The following is a 24,647-nucleotide window of genomic DNA, read 5'->3' on the forward strand; positions in this document are numbered from 1 at the left end:
GTGAGCGCGCCGGCTTTGAAGTTCGAGACGTACACCCGACCCACTACGGCCGCGTGTGCCCAATCGAAACGCCGGAAGGTCCAAACATCGGTCTGATCAACTCCCTGTCCGTGTACGCACAGACTAACGAGTATGGCTTCCTGGAAACCCCGTACCGCCGCGTGCGTGACGGCGTGGTGACCGATGAAATCAACTATCTGTCTGCTATTGAAGAAGGCAACTTCGTTATCGCCCAGGCTAACTCCAACCTGGATGAAGAAGGCCGCTTCGTAGAAGACCTGGTCACCTGTCGTAGCAAAGGCGAATCAAGCCTGTTCAGCCGCGACCAGGTTGACTACATGGACGTATCCACCCAGCAGGTCGTTTCCGTTGGTGCTTCACTGATTCCATTCCTGGAACACGATGACGCCAACCGTGCATTGATGGGTGCGAACATGCAACGTCAGGCCGTACCAACCCTGCGCGCTGACAAGCCGCTGGTCGGTACCGGTATGGAACGCGCTGTAGCGGTTGACTCCGGCGTAACCGCCGTTGCCAAACGCGGCGGTGTGATCCAGTACGTGGATGCTTCCCGTATCGTTATCAAAGTTAACGAAGACGAGATGTACCCGGGCGAAGCAGGTATCGATATTTACAACCTGACCAAGTACACCCGTTCTAACCAGAACACCTGCATCAACCAGATGCCGTGTGTGAATCTGGGTGAGCCAATCGAGCGCGGCGACGTGCTGGCGGATGGCCCATCGACAGATCTGGGCGAACTGGCGCTGGGCCAGAACATGCGCGTAGCGTTCATGCCTTGGAACGGCTACAACTTCGAAGACTCCATCTTGGTCTCCGAGCGCGTGGTGCAGGAAGATCGCTTCACCACCATCCACATCCAGGAACTGGCGTGCGTGTCTCGCGACACCAAGCTGGGGCCTGAAGAGATCACCGCCGACATCCCTAACGTGGGTGAAGCGGCGCTCTCCAAGCTGGATGAATCCGGTATCGTGTATATCGGTGCTGAAGTGACCGGCGGCGACATTCTGGTCGGTAAGGTAACGCCTAAAGGCGAAACCCAGCTGACGCCGGAAGAGAAACTGCTGCGTGCGATCTTCGGTGAGAAAGCGTCTGACGTTAAAGACTCTTCTCTGCGTGTGCCGAACGGCGTTTCCGGTACGGTTATCGACGTGCAGGTCTTCACCCGCGATGGCGTGGAAAAAGACAAGCGCGCGTTGGAAATCGAAGAGATGCAGCTGAAGCAGGCGAAGAAAGACCTGACTGAAGAACTGCAGATCCTGGAAGCCGGCCTGTTTGCGCGTATCCACGCGGTGCTGGTTGCCGGTGGCATCGAAGCCGACAAGCTGAGCAAGCTGCCGCGCGATCGCTGGCTGGAACTGGGCCTGACCGACGAAGAGAAGCAAAACCAGCTGGAGCAGCTGGCTGAGCAGTACGACGAACTGAAATCCGACTTCGAGAAGAAGCTGGAAGCCAAGCGTCGTAAGATCACTCAGGGCGACGATCTGGCGCCGGGCGTACTGAAAATCGTCAAGGTTTATCTGGCCGTTAAACGTCAGATCCAACCGGGTGACAAGATGGCGGGCCGCCACGGTAACAAGGGTGTTATCTCCAAGATCAACCCGATCGAAGATATGCCTTACGATGAAAACGGCACGCCGGTAGACATCGTACTGAACCCGCTGGGCGTACCATCACGTATGAACATCGGTCAGATCCTGGAAACCCACCTGGGTATGGCTGCGAAAGGCATCGGTGAGAAGATCAACCAGATGCTGAAGCAGCAGCAGGAAGTGGCCAAGCTGCGTGAGTTCATCCAGAAGGCCTACGATCTGGGCGACGACGTTTGCCAGAAAGTTGACCTGAACACCTTCAGCGACGACGAAGTGCTGCGTCTGGCAGAGAACCTGAAAAAAGGTATGCCGATCGCAACGCCGGTGTTTGACGGTGCGAAAGAGACTGAAATCAAGAAGCTGCTGGAAATGGGCGGTATCCCGACCTCCGGTCAGATCACGCTGTTCGATGGCCGTACCGGTGAGCAATTCGAGCGCCAGGTTACTGTCGGCTATATGTACATGCTGAAACTGAACCACTTGGTTGACGATAAAATGCACGCCCGTTCAACCGGTTCTTACAGCTTGGTTACTCAGCAGCCTCTGGGTGGTAAAGCGCAGTTCGGTGGTCAACGCTTCGGTGAGATGGAAGTGTGGGCACTGGAAGCATACGGCGCGGCTTATACCCTGCAGGAAATGCTCACCGTTAAGTCGGATGACGTTAACGGCCGTACCAAGATGTACAAAAACATCGTGGATGGCGATCACCGGATGGAGCCAGGCATGCCGGAGTCCTTCAACGTACTGTTGAAAGAAATCCGCTCGCTCGGCATCAACATCGAACTGGAAGACGAGTAATCGTCATTCCGGCTCAGGCTCCCCGCCTAAGGGAGCCTGAGGGTGGTTGTTCAGGTCACACGGGCACCTACTGCGGTTGTGGGTGCCCAACAGGTTTAACTCCGACAGGAGCCAATCCGTGAAAGACTTATTGAAGTTTCTGAAAGCGCAAACTAAGACCGAAGAGTTTGATGCGATCAAGATTGCTCTGGCCTCGCCAGACATGATCCGTTCGTGGTCGTTCGGTGAAGTTAAGAAGCCGGAAACCATTAACTACCGTACGTTCAAACCAGAGCGTGACGGCCTTTTCTGCGCCCGTATCTTCGGGCCGGTAAAAGATTACGAGTGCCTGTGCGGTAAGTACAAGCGCTTGAAACACCGCGGCGTGATCTGTGAGAAGTGCGGCGTTGAAGTGACCCAGACCAAAGTGCGTCGTGAGCGCATGGGCCACATCGAACTGGCTTCCCCGACTGCGCACATCTGGTTCCTGAAATCGCTGCCATCCCGCATCGGTTTGCTGCTGGATATGCCGCTGCGTGACATCGAACGCGTACTGTACTTCGAATCCTATGTGGTGGTCGAAGGCGGTATGACCAACCTCGAGCGTCGTCAGATCCTGACCGAAGAGCAGTATCTGGACGCGCTGGAAGAGTTCGGTGACGAATTCGACGCCAAGATGGGTGCGGAAGCTATTCAGGCCCTGTTGAAAAACATGGATCTGGAAGCCGAGTGCGAGCAGCTGCGTGAAGAGCTGAACGAAACCAACTCCGAAACCAAGCGCAAGAAGCTGACCAAGCGTATCAAGCTGCTGGAAGCGTTCGTACAGTCCGGCAACAAGCCGGAGTGGATGATCCTGACCGTGCTGCCGGTACTGCCGCCGGATCTGCGTCCACTGGTTCCGCTGGATGGCGGCCGTTTCGCGACGTCGGATCTGAACGATCTGTATCGCCGCGTGATCAACCGTAACAACCGTCTGAAACGCCTGCTGGATCTGGCTGCGCCGGACATCATCGTGCGCAACGAAAAGCGTATGCTGCAAGAAGCGGTAGACGCCCTGCTGGATAACGGCCGTCGCGGTCGTGCGATCACCGGTTCCAACAAACGTCCTCTGAAATCTTTGGCCGACATGATCAAAGGTAAGCAGGGTCGTTTCCGTCAGAACCTGCTTGGTAAACGCGTTGACTACTCTGGCCGTTCCGTAATCACCGTAGGTCCATACCTGCGTCTGCATCAGTGCGGTCTGCCTAAAAAGATGGCGCTGGAGCTGTTCAAACCGTTCATCTACGGCAAGTTGGAGCTGCGTGGCCTGGCCACCACCATCAAAGCCGCCAAGAAAATGGTTGAGCGTGAAGAAGCCGTCGTTTGGGATATCCTGGACGAAGTGATCCGCGAACACCCGGTACTGCTGAACCGTGCACCAACCCTGCACCGTTTGGGTATCCAGGCGTTTGAACCGGTTCTGATCGAAGGTAAAGCGATCCAGCTGCACCCGCTGGTTTGTGCGGCATACAACGCCGACTTCGATGGTGACCAGATGGCCGTTCACGTGCCGCTGACGCTGGAAGCCCAGCTGGAAGCGCGTGCGCTGATGATGTCCACCAACAACATCCTGTCCCCAGCGAACGGCGAGCCAATCATCGTTCCTTCTCAGGACGTTGTACTGGGTCTGTACTACATGACCCGCGACTGTGTTAACGCCAAGGGCGAAGGCATGGTGCTGAACGGTTCCAAAGAAGCTGAGCGCGTTTACCGCGCCGGCCTGGCGTCTCTGCATGCGCGCGTTAAAGTGCGTATCACCGAAGACGTCAAAAACGCCGAAGGCGAGTGGACTTCTCAGACCAGCATCATCGACACCACCATCGGCCGCGCCATCCTGTGGATGATCGTACCGAAAGGTCTGCCGTACGCGATCGTTAACCAGCCTTTGGGCAAGAAAGCGATCTCCAAGATGCTGAACACCTGTTACCGCATCCTGGGCCTGAAGCCGACCGTTATCTTTGCTGACCAGATCATGTACACCGGTTTTGCTTACGCAGCCCGTTCCGGCGCTTCCGTAGGCATCGACGACATGGTTATCCCGGCCAAGAAAGCGGAGATCATCGAAGAAGCGGAAACCGAAGTTGCCGAGATCCAGGAGCAGTTCCAGTCTGGTCTGGTTACCGCCGGCGAACGCTACAACAAAGTGATCGATATCTGGGCTGCAGCGAACGAACGCGTTGCTAAAGCGATGATGGAAAACCTGTCGGTAGAAGACGTGGTTAACCGTGACGGCGAAGTGGAACAGCAAGTTTCCTTCAACAGCATCTTCATGATGGCCGACTCCGGTGCGCGTGGTTCCGCCGCTCAGATTCGTCAGCTGGCCGGTATGCGTGGTCTGATGGCGAAGCCGGACGGCTCCATCATCGAAACGCCAATCACCGCGAACTTCCGTGAAGGTCTGAACGTACTCCAGTACTTCATCTCCACCCACGGTGCTCGTAAAGGTCTGGCGGATACCGCACTGAAAACCGCGAACTCCGGTTATCTGACCCGTCGTCTGGTTGACGTGGCGCAGGATCTGGTGGTGACCGAAGACGACTGTGGCACCCACGACGGCATCCTGATGACTCCGGTTATCGAAGGTGGCGACGTGAAAGAGCCGCTGCGTGAACGCGTTCTGGGCCGTGTGACGGCAGAAGACGTCCTCAAGCCGGGTACGGCGGACATTCTGGTGCCACGCAACACCCTGCTGAACGAGAAGGCGTGTGACCTGTTGGAAGAGAACTCTGTCGACAGCGTTAAAGTCCGTTCCGTGGTGAGCTGTGAAACCGACTTTGGTGTGTGTGCAAACTGCTATGGTCGCGACCTGGCACGTGGCCACATCATCAACAAAGGCGAAGCCATCGGCGTTATCGCGGCACAGTCCATCGGTGAGCCGGGTACACAGCTGACGATGCGTACGTTCCACATCGGTGGTGCGGCATCTCGTGCGGCTGCTGAATCCAGCATTCAGGTGAAAAACAAGGGTAGCATCAAGCTGAGCAACGCGAAGTTCGTTATGAACGCCGCAGGCAAGCTGGTGATCACCTCGCGTAACACCGAACTGAAACTGATCGACGAATTCGGCCGTACCAAAGAAAGCTACAAGGTGCCTTACGGCGCCGTGATGGGCAAAGGCGACGGTGAAGAAGTTAATGGCGGCGAAACCGTCGCTAACTGGGATCCGCACACCATGCCGGTCATCAGTGAAGTCAGCGGCTTCATTCGCTTCGCGGACATGGTTGACGGCCAGACGATTACTCGTCAGACCGACGAACTGACCGGTTTGTCTTCTCTGGTTGTTCTGGACAGCGCAGAGCGTACCGGTAGCGGTAAAGACCTGCGTCCGGCACTGAAAATCGTTGACGCTCAGGGCGAAGACGTATTGATCCCAGGTACTGATATGCCTGCTCAATACTTCCTGCCGGGCAAAGCGATCGTTCAGCTGGAAGATGGCATTCAGATCGGTGCGGGTGATACCCTGGCGCGTATTCCTCAGGAATCCGGCGGTACCAAGGATATTACCGGTGGTCTGCCGCGCGTTGCCGACCTGTTCGAAGCGCGTCGTCCGAAAGAGCCGGCAATCCTGGCTGAAATCAGCGGGATTATCTCGTTCGGTAAAGAGACCAAAGGCAAACGTCGCCTGGTGATCTCTCCGCTGGACGGCAGCGACGCTTACGAAGAGATGATTCCGAAATGGCGTCAGCTCAACGTGTTCGAAGGCGAAGTGGTGGAACGTGGTGACGTCGTTTCCGACGGCCCAGAGTCTCCGCACGACATTCTGCGTCTGCGTGGCGTGCATGCGGTTACCCGCTACATCACCAACGAAGTGCAGGAAGTTTACCGTCTGCAAGGCGTTAAGATTAACGATAAGCACATCGAAGTTATCGTTCGTCAGATGCTGCGTAAAGGCACCATCGTTAGCGCTGGTGGCTCCGAGTTCCTGGAAGGCGAGCAGGCTGAAGTGTCTCGCGTCAAGATTGCCAACCGTCAGCTGGAAGCTGAAGGTAAAATCGCGGCAACCTTCTCGCGCGATCTGCTGGGTATCACCAAGGCTTCCTTGGCGACCGAGTCCTTCATCTCCGCCGCATCGTTCCAGGAAACGACGCGCGTTCTGACCGAAGCTGCCGTAGCCGGCAAGCGTGATGAACTGCGTGGCCTGAAAGAGAACGTCATCGTGGGCCGTCTGATCCCAGCCGGTACCGGTTACGCTTATCATCAGGATCGCATGCGTCGCCGTGCTCAGGGTGAAGCGCCGGTTGTTCCGCAAGTCAGCGCGGAAGAAGCGACGGCTAACCTGGCCGAGCTGCTCAATGCAGGCCTGGGCGGCAGCGACGACGAGTAATCGTCATCCGCGCCGCGGGCCCGGCATGCCGGGCCCATCGCCAGATAAACCGCTCCCTCGGGGGCGGTTTTTTTTCGCCTCATGCCGGGGCCGAGCAAACTTTGCTACTATGGTTACAGCAGAAATTGACCGGCGTTTTTTACCAGACAACCAAGGACAGTGCGAACATGGACAGCCTCATTACCTTCGAAAAATTGACGGCGCGACACCTGCCTTACCTGTATGAGATCCGCTTTTCCGTTGAAGAAAACCTGCTGCACCCGCATCAGATCCAGTATCTGCAGCGCAGGCAGGCGCTGGAGGACATCAACCAGGGCGGCGGCTGGATCTGCAAGCATGGCGACGACTATGCCGGCGTTGGCTTCGGGTTATTCATCCCTGAGCCGCTGATCGGCGGCCTGTTCGTGAAGCCGGAATACCAGTCGAAGGGGATCGGCTCCGCCTTGTTGGCGCGGGTCACCGCCTGGATGTTTGAGCGCGGCGCCGAAGCGATCCACTTAACCACCGATCCCGGCTCCAAAGCCGAAGGCTTTTATCAACATCACGGCTGGGCCGTGGTCGGGCAGGATGAGTTCGGCCAGGCCGAACTGGTAAAACGTAAAGAGGGTGAATAATGACAATCAAAGGATTGATGACGTTACTGCTGCTTTCGCTGTTCAGCACGCCGCTGTATGCGGCCGTTGACTATTTTTACCTGAAACCGCTCGATGGCGAGAAGATCAAGATAACCCGGCAGATGCTGGAGGCGATGCCGCAGCACACGATTAAAACCTCGACCAATTTCACCCCGGAAGATATGTTCACCGGCGTTGAGTTTGCGGAGTTAGTGAAAGCCTATCACCTGAAAGGCCAGTCGGTGCGCGCTTTCGCCTGGGATGATTACTCTTATTCGATGCCGATTGACGAGATGATTAAATACCGTGTGATCGTCGCCTACCAGCGCGGCGGCAAGCCGATCGACGTTGGTGAGCTGGGGCCGTTCGCCATTATTTATCCGCGCGATGGCTATGCTGAGCTGAATAACCTGGATGTGAATGCGAAAACCGTCTGGCAAGTTAAAAGGTTGGAGCTGAAATAAGATGAGCAAAAAACTGATCGGTACTCTTATCGCGTTGGTTGCCATCTTCTCCTTATTGATTTTGTTGATTGCCATTAACTTCGGCGGCGTAAAAGAGCGCTATAAGCAGATCGAGCCCAACCTGGACAACTACTCGGTGGCCGAGATCCTGTTTCTGGCGTTTGAAAGGACCAAAACCGCGCTGTTGCTCAGTGAAAACAACGATTACGACGCCTTCCAGATCAAAAAGAAAATCTTCTACTCGAAGATTCAGATCCTGGAGAGCCGTTCGACCTTCAGCGACTCTTTTTATTACGACGACGAGTTCATCAAAAATGTTGCGCTGCTGAAGCGGCAGTATCGCACGTTGGACGATCTTTCTGCCGGCTTGCTGGTGGGGCAGAAAAACAAGGCGGACATTCTCTCTTATATGGATGATATCGAGGGCACGCTGGTCGATATCCAGGAAATTATTTATCGGATACAGATTAAAAACTTTACCGAAGTGAAAGGCATCATCCAGGACAACTCGAGTAAAGCCGAGATGTTCGCCCTCTTTTCGCTGATTTTGGTGTTCCTGATGATGTTCCTGGTGCTGAGAAATGCCTTCTCGTTGAAAGAGATCATCAAGAACAAGAACATCTTTATCTCTTCCATCTACCACGAAATCGCCGGCTCGACCCAGGCCATCGTCATTGCCGCGGATATCATGGAACACGAGCTAGCGCAGGAAGAGTTGAAAAAAGAAGCCCGCCTGATCTCCTATCACGGCAACAAGATCGCCGAACAAACGCGCGAGGTGATGGATTATTCTCGGCTTGAGATGGGAGAAGTTAAAATCAATATTTCCACCTTCCGGCTGAATGAGGTGGTGGAGGATGCCGTAACCGGCATCGGCGCCGGGCGAGGCAATCGGCTCGTGATCCACCGTTCGTCTTATGCCGGCCTGATTGGTTCTGATAAATACAAGCTCTACCGAATATTGGCCAACCTGCTCAGCAACGCGGACAAATTTACCCACCACGGCGCGATCCTCCTCAATGTGAAGGTGTGTCACGGCAATCTGTATTTGCGGGTAAAAGACACCGGCATCGGGTTTAACGTCGATAATCTGGATCGGTTATATAAGGCGTTCAATCAGGGGCTGGAAAGGGAAACGCGGCAGGGGTTGGGGCTGGGGCTGACCATTATCAAAAATTACGTCACGACGATGAAAGGCGCCATCAAGGTCAAATCCGTCGAAGGGGTTGGCTCATCGTTTTTGATCCGCATCCCGATCAAACTAATTAAAGAATAGGTTCGACAGCAACAGCGAGGAGATAATCAGCGGCTTGGTCGGTTTTTCCACCAGGTGCACGTCATAGTGCAGGATCATATCGCCGATGTTTTTCTCGTAGTGATTCAGCTGGCCGGTCAGAATGATGATGCGGGCGTGCGGATCGAGGGCGTCTTTAATTTTCTTCACGACGCGTTCGGAAGTCTCGCCGAAGTCCAACAGCCAGTCCAAAATAAACGCCTCAAAGGACTGCTGCTCCAGCGCGGCCAGCATGGCGTCCGCCGTCTGAAAGGTCTCCGTTTCGATGCCGTAGCGGCTGGCGATCTTCTTCAACAGTTCGAGAATATCACTGTCATTGTCCAGGATCGCGATACGCGGGGCCGGCAGAAAGTCTATCTTGTTGACTTTGTACAGCGGGGCATCGGCGGCATGTTCCCGGTTGGTGTTGATGATGAAAAGATCGTCCTTTTTGTAGGCGTAAGTTTCGCCGTTGTCCGCTTGCGTGACCGGGCGCTCGTCGACCTCAATGTTGCAGCGCTTGTGAATGCTGTTCATGATAAACACGCCGTTATGTGTCCGTTGGCCGGCAAACGGCTCGTTGAAATACTGGAAAACCTTTTTGACTTCATCGAGGGTGATGCCCCTTTTGCCATCCAGCTTCTGTTTGGCGCTGTTGTACTGAAGGTTCAGTATGTTGGCCATCGTGGAGGCATGTTTTCTGTCGCCAACTCCTTTCAGAGTGAGCAACGCGCTGATTGCATCGATGTAATTTGGCGTTTTCTTCATGACAACCTTGGCTTTTTTGATGTTAACCGCGAGCGTTGAAAAACCTGTTTGAGGACCCGTGCTGGATTATAGATGAAGCCTCGGGTATTGCGGTGATATCAGTTTGATTTTCCTTGGCAAACTCAAAACACACTCGATACTGAATAAAAAAACACTCAAAAGACATTCACATTTCGCCGTTTATGTGGTTAATTAGCGCACATACTGTGTGATTCGCGTCCTGGGGGGGTGCCAGTCTCACAAAATAAACCGCCTGCTCTTGTCCGTAAGCAGGGAGCAGGCGGCAAAAAGATCCGCGGCCAGCACCAGGGCCATTGGCAGCGCCGGGGATTATCCTTCAAGCTTCTCTTGTCGCGCATCTTCTTTGCAGTGCCTTCTTTTTCCACGCTCTCCACTTTCTGTTGTAACCGTCGCCCTTTGAATCTCACTCTGAGTTATTGCAGAACGCAGTTGCTCCTGTCAGCCGAGTCGCCAAAACGGCCTGTCCGCATGCCCCGCCGGCGCAAATCCAAGGAGGAACCGGAGTCGCGCAGAGAGTCTCTGCGCGATCCGGGATGGGATAAGGCGGGGCTATCGAGAGGGAGACGGCCCCGGCCGACTCCGGATTTGGCGGTCGGCAAGGTCACTATAAGCGGGGGGCTTGTCGACGCCAGCATCGGCGTTCAGCATTGCGCGGCCGCTCCAGCGTTTTCTTCACGCGGCGGCAAACGTTGCCGCTTATTGCGCACCGCGTCCCAGATAACCGTCCCAGTCTTTCCACACCGGCTGCAGCCCGGCGTTGCTGATGGCCTCGGCGACCTGCTGCGGCGTGCGGCCGTCGTGCGGTTCGAACTGTTCCAGCTCCGGCGGCACGTCATCGGCATAGCCGCCGGGCTGCGTCTTGGAGCCGGCGCTGACGCTGTTGATCGCCACCGGGATCATATGATCGCGGAAGTACGGCGACTCACGCGTAGACAGTGACAGCTCAACGTCCGGCGCGAACAGCCGGAAGGCGCAGATCAGCTGCACCAGTTGAGGCTCGCTCATGATCGACGCCGGTTCAATGCCGCCGGCGCAGGGGCGCAGACGCGGGAACGAGATCGAGTAGCGGCTCTGCCAGTAAGTTTGCTGCAGGTAGAACAGATGTTCCGCCAGCAGGTAACAGTCGGTGCGCCAGCTGTTGGAGAGGCCGATCAACGCGCCGAGGCCGATCTTGTCGATCCCGGCGCGCCCCAGGCGATCCGGTGTGGCCAGGCGCCAATGGAAATCCTGCTTCTGGCCGCGCAGGTGATGCTGCAGATAGGTGGCCGGATGGTAGGTTTCCTGGTACACCAGCACGCCGTCCAGGCCCAGCGTTTTCAGCTCGGCGTACTCGTCCTGCGCCAGCGGCTGCACTTCCATCATCAGCGAGCTGAAGTGGCTGCGGATCGCCGGAATGTGCCGGCGGAAATAGTTCATGCCGACCTTGGTCTGATGCTCGCCGGTGACCAGCAACAGGTGTTCGAACCCCAGCGCCTTGATGGCTTCGCACTCGCGTGCGATCTCCGCCGCATCCAGCGTTTTGCGCTTGATGCGGTTGCTCATCGAAAAGCCGCAGTAGGTGCAGTCGTTGGCGCACAGGTTAGAGAGGTACAGCGGCACATAGAAGCTAACGACGTTGCCGAACCGCTGACGGGTCAGCTGCTGCGCGCGCTGCGCCAGCGGTTCCAGATACGGCGCGGCGGCGGGGGAGATCAGCGCCATAAAGTCGTCGCGCGTCAGCTTGTCGGCGTTCAACGCGCGTTCCACGTCGCGCGCGGTTTTGCCGTTGATGCGCAGCGTAATATCGTCCCAATCCAGCTGTTGCCAGCGGCTACTGAAATCGTCGCCCATCACTGCGCCTCCTCTGGCAGGCTGAGGAAGGCGGTCAGCGGGCTGGAGGCGACCGCCCCGCGCTGGCTGGCGCCCAGTCCGGCGTTGCGCGCCAGTTCGCCGGCCTCCAGCGCCTGACGAAACGCCCGCGCCATTTGCACCGGTTCGCGCGCCACGGCGATGGCGGTATTCACCAACACCGCGTCGGCGCCCAGCTCCATCGCTTCCAGCGCGTGGCTCGGCGCGCCGATGCCGGCGTCGACCACCACCGGCACTTTGGCCTGTTCGATGATGATCTCGAGGAAGTCGCGGGTGCGCAGACCGCGGTTGGAGCCGATAGGGGCGCCGAGCGGCATCACCGCCGCGCAGCCCGCTTCTTCCAGCCGTTTACACAGCACCGGATCGGCGCCGCAATAGGGCAGCACGACAAAACCGTCTTTCACCAGCGTTTCCGCCGCCTTCAGCGTTTCTATCGGATCAGGCAGCAGGTATTTCACATCGGGATGGATCTCCAGCTTTACCCAGCGGGTGCCGAGCGCTTCACGCGCCAGCCGGGCGGCGAACACCGCTTCGGCGGCGGTTTTGGCGCCGGAGGTGTTGGGCAACAGCCTGACGCCCAACTGCTGCAGCGGCGCCAAAATGGCGTCGTTGCCGCCGCGCAGATCGACGCGCTTCATGGCCATGGTCACCAGCTGTGAACCGGAGGCCGCCAGCGCCTCCAGCATCAATGCCGGGGTGGCGAACTTGCCGGTGCCGGTGAACAGGCGCGAGGTAAAAGTGGTATCGGCGATTTTCAGCATGTCAGCCTCCGGCGATCGCTTGAAACAGTAAAATATCGTCACCGTCCTGCACCTGGTGGTCGGCCCAGTCGGCGCGCGGGATGATGGTTTGGTTTATCGCCAGCGCGGTGCCCGGCTGGTGGCGTTCCAGCTGGGTCAGCAGGGCGGCGACGCTGAGCGGCTGCGCCAGCTCCAGCGGCTGATCGTTAAGACGGATCTTCATGCCGCGCCTCCGCATACCGGGCAGGCGCGGGCCTGGCTCAGTTGCAGCGTGCTCCAACTCTGCCGCTTGCCGTCGAACAGCCGCAGTTTCCCGCTGAGGGAGGAAGGCATGCCGGCCAGCATCTTGATGGCCTCCAGCGCTTGCAGAGTGCCGATCACGCCGACCACCGGGCCGAGTACCCCGGCGGTGCGGCAGTTGCGCTGCGGCTCTTCCTGCTCCGGGTACAGGCAGGCGTAACAGCCGTGCGCATAGGGCGGCTCGAGCACCAGCAGCTGGCCGCTGAAGCCGACCGCGCTGCCGCTGATCAGCGGCTTGGCGGCGGCGATGCAGGCGGCGTTGACCTCATGGCGGGTCGCCATATTGTCGCAGCAGTCCAGCACCAAATCGGCGCGGGTGACCGCGTCGCGCAGCGCTTGCCCTTGCAGCCGCTGCGCCAACGGGATGGATTCCACCAATGGGTTCAGCGCCTGCAGATGGCGTTGCGCCAGCGCCGCCTTACCGGTGGCGGTATCGGCGCTGCGGTAGAGGATTTGCCGCTGCAGGTTGGTGACGTGCAGCTGGTCGTCGTCGGCCAACAGCAGCGTGCCGACGCCGGCGGCGGCCAGGTACAACGAAGCCGGGGAGCCGAGCCCGCCCAAACCGACGATCAGCACCGTGGCGCGCTTGAGTTTCTCCTGGCCTTCCGGGCCGACGTCCTCCAGCAGCAGTTGGCGGCTGTAGCGCAGGAATTCCTGATCGTTAAGCATCGTTCGGATCCTCGCCTTCGATCAGCCGCAGCAGCTCGGCCGTCGCCGCGCGCCAGTCCGGCGCCTGGGTGATGGCGCTGACCACCGCGACGCTGCCGACGCCGCACGCCAGCACCGCCGGTACGCGATCGATACTGATCCCGCCGATCGCCACCGTCGGATAATCCGCCAGGCCGGCGATGTGGCGTTTCAACTCCGTCAGCCCCTGCGGCGCCGAAGGCATGTCTTTGGTTTGGGTGGGGAAGATGTGCCCCAGCGCGATGTAGGACGGTTTCACCGCCAGCGCGCGCGCCAGTTCGGCGTCGTCATGGGTGGACACGCCGAGCCGCAACCCGGCGCGGTGAATGGCAGCCAGATCGGTGGTATCAAGATCTTCCTGGCCCAGATGCACGCCGTAGGCGCCGTGCTTGATCGCCAGCCGCCAGTAGTCGTTGATGAACAGCCGCGCCTGATAACGCTGGCCCAGCGCGATGGCGGCGGCGATATCCTCTTCGACCTGCTCGTCAGGCAAATCCTTGATGCGCAGCTGGATGGTGGTGACGCCGGCCTCAAGCAGGCGAGCGATCCATTCCACGCTGTCGACGACCGGGTAGAGCCCCAGTTTGTAGGGCGTCGCCGGGAAGGGGGTCGTGATATCAGTCATTGCTTGTCTCCTCTTGCAGCGTGCCGGCGCTGTGATACAGCTCGCTGCCGCGGGCGCGGAACTCGGCGGACATTTTCTCCATGCCGGTCAGTTGCACTTCGATCGGCTTGGCGACCTCCTGGGCGGCGGCGTAGTCGCGCACCTCCTGCGAAATCTTCATCGAGCAGAATTTCGGCCCGCACATCGAGCAGAAGTGGGCGACCTTGCCGGATTCCTGCGGCAGGGTTTCGTCGTGATAGGCGCGCGCGGTGGCCGGATCGAGCGCCAGATTGAACTGATCTTCCCAGCGGAATTCGAAACGCGCCTTGGACATGGCGTTATCGCGGATCTGCGCGCCCGGATGGCCTTTGGCCAGATCGGCGGCGTGAGCGGCGATCTTGTAGGTGATCAGGCCCTGTTTGACGTCTTCTTTGTTCGGCAGGCCGAGGTGCTCTTTCGGCGTGACGTAACACAGCATGNCGCGCCGATGCCGGAAGTGAAATGGTCATAGCCCGGGGCGATATCGGTGGTCAGCGGGCCGAGGGTGTAGAACGGCGCTTCGTGGCAGTGTTCCAGCTCTTCGGTCATGTTGCGGCGGATCATCTGCATCGGCACGTGGCCCGGGCCTTCGATCATCACCTGCACGTCGTATTCCCAGGCGATTTTGGTCAGCTCGCCCAGCGTATGCAGCTCTGCAAACTGGGCCTCGTCGTTGGCGTCCTGAATCGAGCCGGGGCGCAGGCCGTCGCCGAGCGACAGCGAAACGTCGTAGGCGGCGCAGATCTCGCAGATTTCGCGGAAATGCTGATAGAGGAAGTTTTCCTGATGGTGCGACAGACACCATTTGGCCATGATCGAGCCGCCGCGCGACACGATGCCGGTCAGGCGTTTGGCGGTCATCGGCACGTAGCGCAGCAGCACGCCGGCGTGGATGGTGAAGTAATCGACCCCTTGTTCAGCCTGTTCCAGCAGCGTATCGCGGAACATCTCCCAGGTGAGGTTTTCTGCCACGCCGTTGACCTTCTCCAGCGCCTGGTAGATCGGCACGGTGCCGATGGGCACCGGGCTGTTGCGCAGGATCCACTCGCGGGTTTCGTGAATATAGCGGCCGGTGGAGAGATCCATCACGGTGTCCGCGCCCCAGCGGGTGGACCACACCAGCTTCTCCACCTCTTCTTCGATCGACGAGGTGACCGCCGAGTTGCCGATATTGGCGTTCACCTTCACCAGGAAATTGCGGCCGATGATCATCGGCTCCGCCTCCGGATGGTTGATGTTGGCGGGAATAATGGCGCGGCCGGCGGCCACTTCCTGGCGCACGAACTCCGGCGTGATGTTGTCCGGCAGGTTGGCGCCCCAGCTTTGGCCCGGATGCTGGTGGCGCAGCACCTCGCCGCGAATGCGCTCGCGCCCCATGTTTTCACGGATGGCGATAAACTCCATCTCTGGGGTGACGATGCCGGCGCGGGCATAGTGCAGCTGGGTCACACGCTTGCCCGGCAGCGCTTTGCGCGGCAGCGGCAGATGCTCGAAGCGCAGGTGATCCAGCCCCTCGTCCGCCAGCCGCTGCTGGGTGAAGCCGGAGCTGGCGCCGCTCAGGGTCGCAGTATCGCCGCGCGCGTCGATCCAGCCGGCACGCAGTTTGGCCAGGCCGGCGTGCACATCGAGCTTGGCCTGCGGATCGCCGTAGGGGCCGGCGGTGTCATATACCGGGATCGCCTCGTTGGGTTCATACTGCGGGCTATCTTTGCTGCCGCCGACCAGGGTCGGACTGAGCTGAATTTCGCGCATCGGCACCTGGATATCGCGGCGCGAGCCCTGCAGGTAGATGCGGCGTGAGTTTGGGAAAGCCGTGCCTTGCAGCGTGTCGATAAACTGCTGGGCGGCTTCGCGTTGCGCTTTACGGGCGCGCGGTGGATTAACGTTAGACATAGCAAGTTCCTACCAGTGTGTTGGGTTGGGAAAGTTGCTTGTCTGGAGCTCGGAGGGAGTAATGATGGTGGCCGATAAGGCAGGGCGCCCGCAAGGGGAAGGCCGTGCCTGTGGCGATAGATTACTCTTGTTCCCTTCGCGGGTATTAACCCGATCAGGTTCCGCGGATCCCGAATTAACGGTCTCAGCCTGGCTGATTCGATGAACAAATCAGGCGCTAGGCACTCCGACAAGATGCCCCCCAGTATAGGAGGGATAAGAAAAAAAACTATAAAATTTTAACGCGCCGGATCCAGTGTCTGGTCCGGCAGCGGTTGCTGCGCGGCTTCCGCTTCCAGTTGGATCAGCTTATCTTCCAGCGCAAAGCGCGCCGCCAGCGTTTCGCCGATATCCGACAAGGCCTGGTGGAATTCCAGACAAACTTCCTGATCGATATCCACTTCGGTATAGCGATCGTGGAACGCCATGATCTGTTCGGTATTGGCCCACAGCTTGGGGTAGATGTTCACCGCCAGCGACATTTTCGGACTGGCTGCGCCTTCCACTTGTTTGATAATTCTGTCATAGATATGAAAATGCCCTGCGGAGAGGTAATCCACCAGGTTGTGGCAAAAGTTCTCCAGCGCTTTTTCATTCAGCGGCGTATGCTTTTCTTTATTCGGTTTGAGGCCTACCAGCGTGCAGTAGGCGACCAGCAACTGCTTGCGGGCCTGAAGCCATTGATCAACTAATTCATTACTACCGCCAACGCGCTGAGTCAGCCTTTCCAAACGGTTGAGCATGTTTGACTCCGTGTAAGTAACAAAAGTAACCGGTAAGTTATTAAAATGTAACAAAGCCGATTTGTAGAGTGCCAGTGAAGCTGAGGTTGTGCAACAACGATATGGAACTTGCATTAACGGGCAATGAAAACGGCTGGTGGATCGTCAGCCATGAAAGCAAACTTTGGTTACCGAACGGTGAATTGCCGTCGGGGACTGCCGCCGCCCTCGGGCTGCAGGGCCATATGGCGCGCGTCATCGGTGAGTGGGAGGGCGCGCCGGTCTGGCTGGTGCGCCAGGCGATGCCGCGGGAGATGGGGTCGGTGCGTCAGCTGTTGGATCAGGATCGCGGTCTGTTCCAGCTGGCCGGGCGCGGCGTGCAGCTGGCGGACTTCTACCGCTCCCATCGCTATTGCGGCTACTGCGGCCATGAGATGCACCTCAGCCGCACCGAAAGCGCCTGCCTGTGCGGCCATTGCAAAGAACGCTACTACCCGCAGATCGCGCCCTGCGTGATCGTCGCCATTCGGCGCGAGGATCAGATCCTGCTGGCGCAGCACGTGCGCCATCGCGGCGGCATTCACACGGTGCTGGCCGGCTTCGTCGAAGTGGGCGAAACGCTGGAGCAAGCGGTGGCGCGCGAAGTGATGGAAGAGAGCAATATTGAAATCAAGAACCTGCGCTACGTCACGTCACAACCCTGGCCGTTTCCGCACTCGCTGATGATGGCCTTTATGGCCGATTACCACCAGGGTGAGATTCGTCACGATCCCAAGGAGCTGCTCAATGCCGGCTGGTATCGTTACGACCAACTGCCGCTGTTGCCGCCGCCCGGCACCGTGGCGCGCCGGTTGATTGAGGACACCGTGGCGCTGTGCCGGGCAGAATAATGTACAATGGCCGGCAGATTATTAAGGGAGCCCCATAAATGACTGAGTTGAAGAACGATCGTTACCTGCGCGCGCTGTTGCGCCAGCCGGTGGATGTGACCCCCGTATGGATGATGCGCCAGGCCGGTCGTTATTTACCGGAGTACAAGGCGACTCGCGCCCAGGCCGGTGATTTCATGTCGCTGTGCAAGAACGCGGAGCTGGCCTGTGAGGTTACGCTGCAGCCGCTGCGCCGCTATGCGCTGGACGCCGCCATCCTGTTCTCCGATATTCTCACCATTCCCGACGCCATGGGGCTCGGCCTGTACTTTGAAGCCGGCGAAGGCCCGCGTTTCAGCTCCCCCGTCACCTGCCGCGCCGACGTCGACAAACTGCCGGTGTTCGATCCGGAAGTGGAGCTGGGCTATGTGATGAACGCGGTGCGCACCATTCGCCGCGAGCTGAAGGGCGAAGTGCCGCTGATCGGCTTCTCCGGCAGCCCGTGGACGCTGGCTACCTATATGGTTGAGGGCGGCAGCAGCAAGGCCTTCACCAAGCTGAAGAAGATGATGTATGCCGAACCGGCCACGCTGCACCTGTTGCTGGACAAGCTGGCGGACAGCGTGATCCTGTATCTCAATGCCCAGATCAAGGCCGGCGCGCAGTCGGTGATGGTGTTCGACACCTGGGGCGGCGTGCTGACCGGGCGCGATTACCGCGAGTTCTCGTTGCACTACATGCACAAGATCGTCGATGGCCTGCTGCGTGAAAATGACGGCCGCCGCGTGCCGGTGACGCTGTTTACCAAAGGCGGTGGGCAGTGGTTGGAGGCGATGGCCGCCACCGGCTGCGATGCGCTGGGGCTGGACTGGAGCACCGATATCGCCGACGCGCGTCGGCGCGTGGGCGACAAAGTGGCGCTGCAGGGCAATATGGATCCGTCGATGCTTTATGCTTCTCCGGCGCGCATCGCGGACGAAGTGGAGACCATTCTGGCCGGTTTCGGCCACGGCAACGGTCATGTGTTCAACCTGGGCCACGGCATCCATCAGGATGTGCCACCGGAGCACGCCGGGGCCTTCGTCGAGGCGGTACACGCGCAGTCGGCGAAATACCACCGTTAAGGATCCGATGTGACCGATATGGCGGCTCTGCGCGCCGAACAGCTGCGGCGCGCCGCTGAAGTCATTCGCTACGACGATCTGCCGGCCGAACCGCCGGCGTTCATCGCCGGCGCCGATGTGGGCTTCGAGCAAGAGGGCGCGGTGACGCGCGCCGCCATCGCCATCCTGCGCTATCCGTCGCTGGAGCTGGTGGAGTATCAGGTGGCGCGCATCGCTACCGTCATGCCTTATATCCCGGGTTTCCTGTCGTTTCGCGAATACCCGGCGCTGCTGGCCGCCTGGGCGCAGCTGCGGCAAAAACCGGGGCTGATCTTCGTTGATGGCCACGGCGTTTCACATCCGCGGCGCCTTGGCGTCGCCAGCCATTTCGGCCTGCTGGTCGATGTGCCGACCATCGGCGTGGCCAAGAAGCGCCTGTGCGGCAAATTCGCGCCGCTGGACGCCGCCGTCGGCGCGCTGGCGCCGTTGGAAGATAAGGGAGAACAGCTGGGTTGGGTATGGCGCAGCAAGGCGCGTTGCAACCCGCTGTTCATCTCTACCGGTCACCGCGTGGGCGCCGACAGCGCGCTGGCGTGGGTGCAGCGCTGCATGGCGGGCTACCGTTTGCCGGAGCCGACCCGTTGGGCCGACGCCATCGCTTCGCGCCGTCCGGCGTTTCAGCGGTGGTTGCAGCAGCATCCGGAGGTGTCGCCATGAGCGATTTCGGGTACACTGCGCCGCAGATAACGCGTAAGAGAGTAAAGCATGCTACGTAACCCGATTCATTTACGTCTGGAACGGCTCGAGGGCTGGCAACATTTGACCTTTATGGCCAGTTTGTGCGAGCGTATGTACCCGAATTACCAGATGTTCTGCAAACAGACCGAGTTCGGCGATCCGGCGGTTTATCGCCGTATTCTGGATTTGGTGTGGGAAACGCTGGTGGTGAAGGACGCCAAGGTCAACTTCGACAGCCAGCTCGAGAAGTTGGAAGAGGCGATTCCGTCGGCGGAAGATTACGATCTTTACGGCGTTTACCCGGCAATTGATGCCTGTATCGCATTAGGGGAACTGATCCATTCGCGGCTCGGCGGGGAGACGCTGGAGCACGCCATCGCCATCAGCGAAACATCGATTCGCACCGTGGCGATGTTGGAAATGACCCAAGCCGGTAAGGAAATGACCGACGAAGAGTTGGAAAGTTTGCCTGCGGTAGAGGAAGAATGGGACATTCAATGGGAAATTTTCCGCCTGTTGGACGCCTGTGAAGAGCGCGACATAGACCTGATCAAGGGGCTGCGATCCGACCTGCGGGAGGCGGGGGTCAGCAACATCGGGATAAATTTAGCGCAATAAGGCAACAAAACGTGATTTAACGCCTGATTTGTCATGCCTTAAGGCTTCACATCCGCACCCTGTCTGGTCTACATTTGGGGGGCGTAAAAAAAGTGGCTATCGGTGCGTGTATGCAGGAGAGTGCTGTCAATCGGCATATCCGTCGCACTCGATGCTTTGCAAACGATAAACACACTGTAAGGATAACTTATGAACAAGACTCAACTGATTGATGTAATCGCGGACAAGGCTGACCTTTCCAAAGCACAAGCTAAACTGGCTCTGGAATCCACCCTGGCTGCAATTACTGAGTCTCTGAAAGAAGGTGATGCAGTACAATTGGTTGGCTTCGGTACTTTCAAAGTAAACCATCGTAGCGAGCGCACTGGCCGCAACCCACAGACTGGCAAAGAAATCAAAATCGCAGCAGCCAACGTGCCTGCGTTCGTTTCTGGCAAAGCACTGAAAGACGCCGTTAAATAAGACCGCGCCTCGGTGAAAAGATTAAACAGGGGGGCGATGGCGCCCCTTTTGTTTACTCGTCGGGCGCTCATGGCCGTTGGCATCGCCGTCGGCCTGAGCGCCTGCAGTTTCCATTCCGATATCCCCAGTTTTACCGCCAGCGGCTTCGTGGCCGATCAGGGCGTGATACGTCTGTGGCGTAAAGACGATGAGCAACATCGTCCGCAAGTGTTGGTCAGCGTCTACAGCCCTTACCGCGGCCCGGGCACCATTACCACGCTGTACACCTATCAGGGCGACGTGCTGCGCCAAATCAAACGTAACGACGCCGACGGCGATCGAGATTCCATTCAGCTGCGCTTTGCCGACGACGGCACGGTGAGCTTTATGCAGCGCCAACTGGCGACACGCCGCGAACCGCTGACCCGCGATGAAATTGCCCTGTATCAATATCAGGCGCGACGGATCCTCGAAGTGAGCAATGCGCTGCGCGCCGGCAAGGTGAAATTGCTGCAGGGGCGTTGGATGCAGGGCGAGGTGCAAACCTGCGACGGCCAAAGCATGAAACCGGGACTGGATGCCGCCTCCATCGTCTGGATCGAGAAGCGTGCCCGCAGCAGCAGCCGGCCGGTGAGCGTCGCCTGGCTGGAAGCGCCTGAAGGCAGCGAACTGCTGCTGGTGGCGAACGACGATTTCTGCAGCTGGGAACCGAAAGAAGACCAACTATAAAAAAGGCCCCGCGCTGCGGAGCCTCTTGTCATGACCATGAAAGGTCAAATTATTTGCCGCGCGCAATCGCGCGATAACCGATATCTTTGCGACAGAAGCTGCCCGGCCACTGGATGCCTTCCGCCAGCTGATAAGCGCGTTGCTGCGCCTGCGCCACGGTGTCGCCCAGCGCCGTCACGCACAGCACGCGGCCGCCGCTGGTGACGACGTCATCGCCCTGCAGGCGCGTACCGGCGTGGAAGACCTTACCGTCGGCGTTTTCCTGCTGCGGTAGCCCCTGGATAACCTCACCGTTGCGATAGTCGCCCGGATAACCGCCGGCTGCCAGCACCACGCCGAGCGCAGGGCGTTCGTCCCAGTCAGAGCTTTTCTCATTCAGACGGCCTTCGGCACCCGCCAGGCACAGCTCCACCAGATCGGAGCGCAGGCGCAGCATGATCGGCTGAGTTTCCGGATCGCCAAAACGGCAGTTGAATTCGATCACCTTCGGCTGGCCGTCGGCGGAGATCATCAGGCCGGCGTACAGGAAGCCGACGTAGGTATTGCCTTCCGCCGCCATGCCGCGCACCGTCGGCCAGATCACCTGGTCCATGGCGCGCTGGTGGATTTCGTCGGTCACGACCGGCGCCGGAGAGTAGGCCCCCATGCCGCCGGTGTTCGGGCCGGTATCGCCGTCGCCGACGCGCTTGTGGTCCTGGCTGGTGGCCATCGGCACCACGTTTTCGCCATCGACCATCACGATGAAGCTGGCTTCTTCGCCGTCGAGGAACTCTTCCACTACGATGCGATGACCGGCGTCGCCGAAGGCGTTGCCGGCTAGCATGTCACGCACGGCTTCTTCCGCTTCCTGCAGCGTCATCGCGACGATCACGCCTTTACCGGCCGCCAGGCCATCAGCCTTGATGACGATCGGCGAGCCTTTGCGGCGCACATAGGCCAGCGCCGGCTCCACCTCGGTGAAGTTTTCATATTCGGCGGTCGGGATGCGGTGGCGCGCCAGGAAATCTTTGGTGAAGGCTTTGGAGCCTTCGAGCTGCGCGGCGGCCTGTGATGGGCCGAAGATTTTCAGACCGGCGGCCTGGAAGGCGTCGACCACGCCGATCACCAGCGGCGCTTCCGGCCCAACGATGGTCAGACCGATGTCATGGCTCTGGGCGAACGCGACCAGGGCGGGGATGTCGGTGGCGGCGATCGCCACGTTTTCCAGATTGGCTTCCAGCGCGGTGCCGGCATTACCCGGCGCGACGTAGACTTTGTCCGCCAGCGGAGACTGGGCGGCTTTCCAGGCCAGCGCGTGTTCGCGCCCGCCGTTGCCGATAATCAAAATGTTCATCAGGGGCTCCACGAATGGCGTGCGCCGGAGCGCACGCGGCAAAAGGAATTAATGGCGGAAGTGACGCATGTCGGTGAAGATCATCGCGATGCCGTGTTCGTTGGCGGCGGCGATCACTTCGTCGTCGCGGATTGAGCCGCCAGGCTGGATCACGCAGGTGATGCCAACCGCCGCGGCGGCATCGATGCCGTCGCGGAACGGGAAGAAGGCGTCGGAGGCCATGGCGGAGCCTTTCACTTCCAGCCCTTCGTCGCCCGCTTTGATGCCGGCGATCTTGGCGGAGTAAACGCGGCTCATCTGGCCGGCGCCTATGCCGATGGTCATGTTGTCACGCGCATAAACGATGGCGTTGGATTTCACGAACTTGGCCACTTTCCAGCAGAACAGCGCATCACGCAGTTCCTGCTCGGTCGGCTGGCGCTCGGATACCACGCGCAGATCGGCGGCGGTTACCATGCCCAGATCGCGATCCTGCACCAGCAGGCCGCCGTTGACGCGCTTGAAGTCCAGCCCCGCCACGCGTTGCTGCCACTGGCCGCAGGCCAGCACGCGCACGTTCTGTTTGGCGGCCAGCAGGGAGCGCGCTTCCTGGGTGACGTTTGGCGCGATGATCACTTCCACGAATTGGCGGCTGATGATCGCCTGCGCGGTGGCGGCGTCCAGCTCGCGGTTAAAGGCGATGATGCCGCCGAAGGCGGAGGTCGGGTCGGTTTGGTAAGCGCGCTCGTAGGCGGCCAGAATGTCGTCGCCGATCGCCACGCCGCAAGGGTTGGCGTGCTTGACGATCACGCAGGCCGGTTCGGCGAACTCTTTCACGCATTCCAGCGCGGCGTCGGTATCGGCGATGTTGTTATAGGACAGCGCTTTGCCCTGCAGCTGCTCGGCGGTTGCGACGGACGCTTCCTTCACCTCTTCCTCTATATAGAAGGCGGCCTGCTGGTGGCTGTTCTCACCGTAGCGCATATCCTGCTTCTTGATGTAGTTGAGGTTCAGGGTACGCGGGAAGCGGCCGGACGGTTGCTCGGTCTCGCCGTGGTACGCCGGCACCAGCGCGCCGAAGTAGTTGGCGATCATGCTGTCGTAGGCGGCGGTGTGCTCGAAGGCTTTGATGGCGAGATCGAAGCGGGTGGCATAGCGCAGCGAGCCGTCGTTGTTGTCCATCTCGGTAATGATGGCGGCGTAGTCGCTGCTCTTCACGACGATGGCGACGTCTTTATGGTTCTTGGCGGCGGAGCGCACCATGGTCGGGCCGCCGATATCGATATTTTCAACCGCGTCTTCCAGCGAGCAATCCGGGCGCGCCACGGTTTGGGCGAACGGGTACAGATTGACGACCACCATGTCGATAGGCTGGATGTCATGCTGATTCATGACGGCGTCGTCCTGGCCGCGGCGGCCGAGAATGCCGCCGTGGACTTTCGGGTGCAGGGTCTTAACTCGTCCGTCCATCATCTCCGGGAAGCCGGTGTAGTCGGAAACTTCGGTAACGGGCAGACCGGCGTCTGCCAGCAGACGAGCGGTGCCGCCGGTGGAGAGCAGTTCAACGCCGCGCTGGGAAAGCGCTTCGGCGAATTCAACGATACCGGTTTTGTCAGACACGCTGAGCAGGGCCCGGCGGATTGGACGAGGTTGTTGCATGGTTTTATCCCTTGGCTTTGAGTCGCAATTAAAGAGCGTTACGTGAATGTCCACCTCATTCTCTCTATAAGGAAGGGTTTTTTGCCTTATAAAGGGAGGGTCAGGCACATATTCAGGTAGCGCCCCCATAAAAAGGGGGATCGTTTCGTCGCGGGGAATTGTAGCGAAAACGTTTGCGTGGCGCTCGTAAATTTTCCGTGCAAATCGCATCTGTGGATAACACTGTGTGCAAGTGGGTATAAGGCGGGGTTTTGCTGTGGAATGCAGCGAACGATCGTTTTTGCTGAAAATACCTGTTGCGGCCTGCGAGGAACTCCCTATAATGCGCCTCCATCGACACGGAACATGTGAACAACTTCACAGAGTATCCGGGGGTCGCAGAGAAAAAATCCTGAAAATTAGGGTTGACTCTG

Annotated in this window: 20 protein-coding genes, 1 pseudogene and 1 riboswitch; of the genes and pseudogenes, 11 read left to right on the forward strand and 10 right to left on the reverse strand. The window is 59.0% G+C overall.

Features of this window, described 5'->3' with window-relative positions; genetic code table 11:
* The 5 genes from rpoB to ADK28_RS25050 all read left to right on the forward strand — a co-directional run.
* On the forward strand, positions 1-2,411 hold a 2,411-nt coding region (gene rpoB / locus ADK28_RS25030; protein ID WP_048796951.1), incomplete at its 5' end, for a DNA-directed RNA polymerase subunit beta.
* Between the two features lie 118 nt (positions 2,412-2,529).
* Positions 2,530-6,753 carry a DNA-directed RNA polymerase subunit beta' gene (gene rpoC, locus ADK28_RS25035; protein ID WP_004929899.1) on the forward strand — a complete coding sequence of 1,408 codons (4,224 nt, stop codon included), beginning with the start codon at positions 2,530-2,532 and terminating at the stop codon, positions 6,751-6,753.
* A 167-nt stretch (positions 6,754-6,920) separates the two neighbouring features.
* Positions 6,921-7,367 (forward strand): GNAT family N-acetyltransferase, encoded by a 447-nt coding sequence (locus ADK28_RS25040; protein ID WP_048796960.1) that lies wholly within the window; start codon positions 6,921-6,923, stop codon positions 7,365-7,367.
* Complete coding sequence (locus ADK28_RS25045; RefSeq protein ID WP_033638966.1) at positions 7,367-7,831, forward strand: oxidoreductase; 465 nt, start codon at positions 7,367-7,369, stop codon at positions 7,829-7,831. Before ADK28_RS25040 ends, ADK28_RS25045 begins: the two co-directional genes overlap by 1 nt.
* Before the next feature lies 1 nt (position 7,832).
* Positions 7,833-9,107, forward strand: a complete 1,275-nt coding sequence (locus ADK28_RS25050; protein WP_048796952.1) for a sensor histidine kinase — start codon at positions 7,833-7,835, stop codon at positions 9,105-9,107.
* Here the strand turns inward: ADK28_RS25050 and ADK28_RS25055 are convergent.
* The 8 genes and pseudogenes from ADK28_RS25055 to ADK28_RS25090 all read right to left on the reverse strand — a co-directional run bounded on the left by ADK28_RS25055 (position 9,093) and on the right by ADK28_RS25090 (position 16,786).
* The gene (locus tag ADK28_RS25055; protein WP_033638963.1) at positions 9,093-9,872 is read right to left on the reverse strand and encodes a helix-turn-helix domain-containing protein; all 780 of its coding nucleotides are present in this window, start codon (positions 9,870-9,872) and stop codon (positions 9,093-9,095) included. The two genes, ADK28_RS25050 and ADK28_RS25055, sit on opposite strands and share 15 nt — an antisense overlap.
* Positions 9,873-10,589: 717 nt before the next feature.
* Positions 10,590-11,723, reverse strand: coding sequence for a 2-iminoacetate synthase ThiH (gene thiH, locus ADK28_RS25060; protein WP_048796954.1), 1,134 nt, complete (start codon positions 11,721-11,723; stop codon positions 10,590-10,592).
* A complete protein-coding gene (locus tag ADK28_RS25065) occupies positions 11,723-12,502 on the reverse strand; it encodes a thiazole synthase (protein ID WP_048796955.1) in 780 nt (259 codons plus the stop codon). The genes thiH and ADK28_RS25065 overlap by 1 nt, the downstream gene beginning before the upstream one ends.
* Position 12,503: 1 nt before the next feature.
* Positions 12,504-12,704, reverse strand: coding sequence for a sulfur carrier protein ThiS (thiS, locus tag ADK28_RS25070; RefSeq protein WP_016929423.1), 201 nt, complete (start codon positions 12,702-12,704; stop codon positions 12,504-12,506).
* Positions 12,701-13,450: a HesA/MoeB/ThiF family protein gene (locus ADK28_RS25075; RefSeq protein WP_048796956.1), complete on the reverse strand. Its 750-nt coding sequence runs from the start codon at positions 13,448-13,450 to the stop codon at positions 12,701-12,703. Before ADK28_RS25075 ends, thiS begins: the two co-directional genes overlap by 4 nt.
* On the reverse strand, positions 13,443-14,093 hold the full coding sequence (gene thiE / locus ADK28_RS25080; RefSeq protein WP_016929422.1) for a thiamine phosphate synthase: 651 nt from the start codon (positions 14,091-14,093) through the stop codon (positions 13,443-13,445). Before thiE ends, ADK28_RS25075 begins: the two co-directional genes overlap by 8 nt.
* A pseudogene (gene thiC, locus ADK28_RS25085) lies at positions 14,086-16,004 on the reverse strand (phosphomethylpyrimidine synthase ThiC). Before thiC ends, thiE begins: the two are co-directional and overlap by 8 nt.
* A gap of 114 nt (positions 16,005-16,118) precedes the next feature.
* A riboswitch (TPP riboswitch) is annotated at positions 16,119-16,243 on the reverse strand.
* 39 nt (positions 16,244-16,282) lie between these two features.
* Positions 16,283-16,786, reverse strand: coding sequence for an Rsd/AlgQ family anti-sigma factor (locus ADK28_RS25090; protein WP_016929420.1), 504 nt, complete (start codon positions 16,784-16,786; stop codon positions 16,283-16,285).
* 101 nt (positions 16,787-16,887) lie between these two features.
* Between ADK28_RS25090 and nudC the strand changes: the two genes are divergently transcribed.
* From nudC to ADK28_RS25120, 6 genes are all read left to right on the forward strand, one after another.
* The gene (nudC, locus tag ADK28_RS25095; RefSeq protein WP_028127642.1) at positions 16,888-17,655 is read left to right on the forward strand and encodes an NAD(+) diphosphatase; all 768 of its coding nucleotides are present in this window, start codon (positions 16,888-16,890) and stop codon (positions 17,653-17,655) included.
* Positions 17,656-17,693: 38 nt separating this feature from the next.
* Positions 17,694-18,758: a uroporphyrinogen decarboxylase gene (gene hemE, locus ADK28_RS25100; protein ID WP_048796957.1), complete on the forward strand. Its 1,065-nt coding sequence runs from the start codon at positions 17,694-17,696 to the stop codon at positions 18,756-18,758.
* Positions 18,759-18,767: 9 nt separating this feature from the next.
* On the forward strand, positions 18,768-19,454 hold the full coding sequence (gene nfi, locus ADK28_RS25105; protein WP_016929417.1) for a deoxyribonuclease V: 687 nt from the start codon (positions 18,768-18,770) through the stop codon (positions 19,452-19,454).
* 48 nt (positions 19,455-19,502) lie between these two features.
* Complete coding sequence (locus ADK28_RS25110; protein ID WP_004929875.1) at positions 19,503-20,093, forward strand: YjaG family protein; 591 nt, start codon at positions 19,503-19,505, stop codon at positions 20,091-20,093.
* A 189-nt stretch (positions 20,094-20,282) separates the two neighbouring features.
* Positions 20,283-20,555: a nucleoid-associated protein HU-alpha gene (hupA, locus tag ADK28_RS25115; RefSeq protein ID WP_004929874.1), complete on the forward strand. Its 273-nt coding sequence runs from the start codon at positions 20,283-20,285 to the stop codon at positions 20,553-20,555.
* A gap of 36 nt (positions 20,556-20,591) precedes the next feature.
* Positions 20,592-21,263 (forward strand): DUF1481 domain-containing protein, encoded by a 672-nt coding sequence (locus tag ADK28_RS25120; RefSeq protein WP_028127643.1) that lies wholly within the window; start codon positions 20,592-20,594, stop codon positions 21,261-21,263.
* A gap of 49 nt (positions 21,264-21,312) precedes the next feature.
* On the opposite strand, the gene purD is transcribed toward ADK28_RS25120, so the two are convergent.
* Positions 21,313-22,596: a phosphoribosylamine--glycine ligase gene (gene purD, locus ADK28_RS25125; protein WP_048796958.1), complete on the reverse strand. Its 1,284-nt coding sequence runs from the start codon at positions 22,594-22,596 to the stop codon at positions 21,313-21,315.
* A gap of 48 nt (positions 22,597-22,644) precedes the next feature.
* On the reverse strand, positions 22,645-24,234 hold the full coding sequence (gene purH / locus ADK28_RS25130; RefSeq protein ID WP_089185200.1) for a bifunctional phosphoribosylaminoimidazolecarboxamide formyltransferase/IMP cyclohydrolase: 1,590 nt from the start codon (positions 24,232-24,234) through the stop codon (positions 22,645-22,647).
* Positions 24,235-24,647: the final 413 nt, after the last annotated feature.

Source organism: Serratia sp. 506_PEND (assembly GCF_001076875.1).
Lineage (GTDB): Bacteria > Pseudomonadota > Gammaproteobacteria > Enterobacterales > Enterobacteriaceae > Serratia > Serratia marcescens.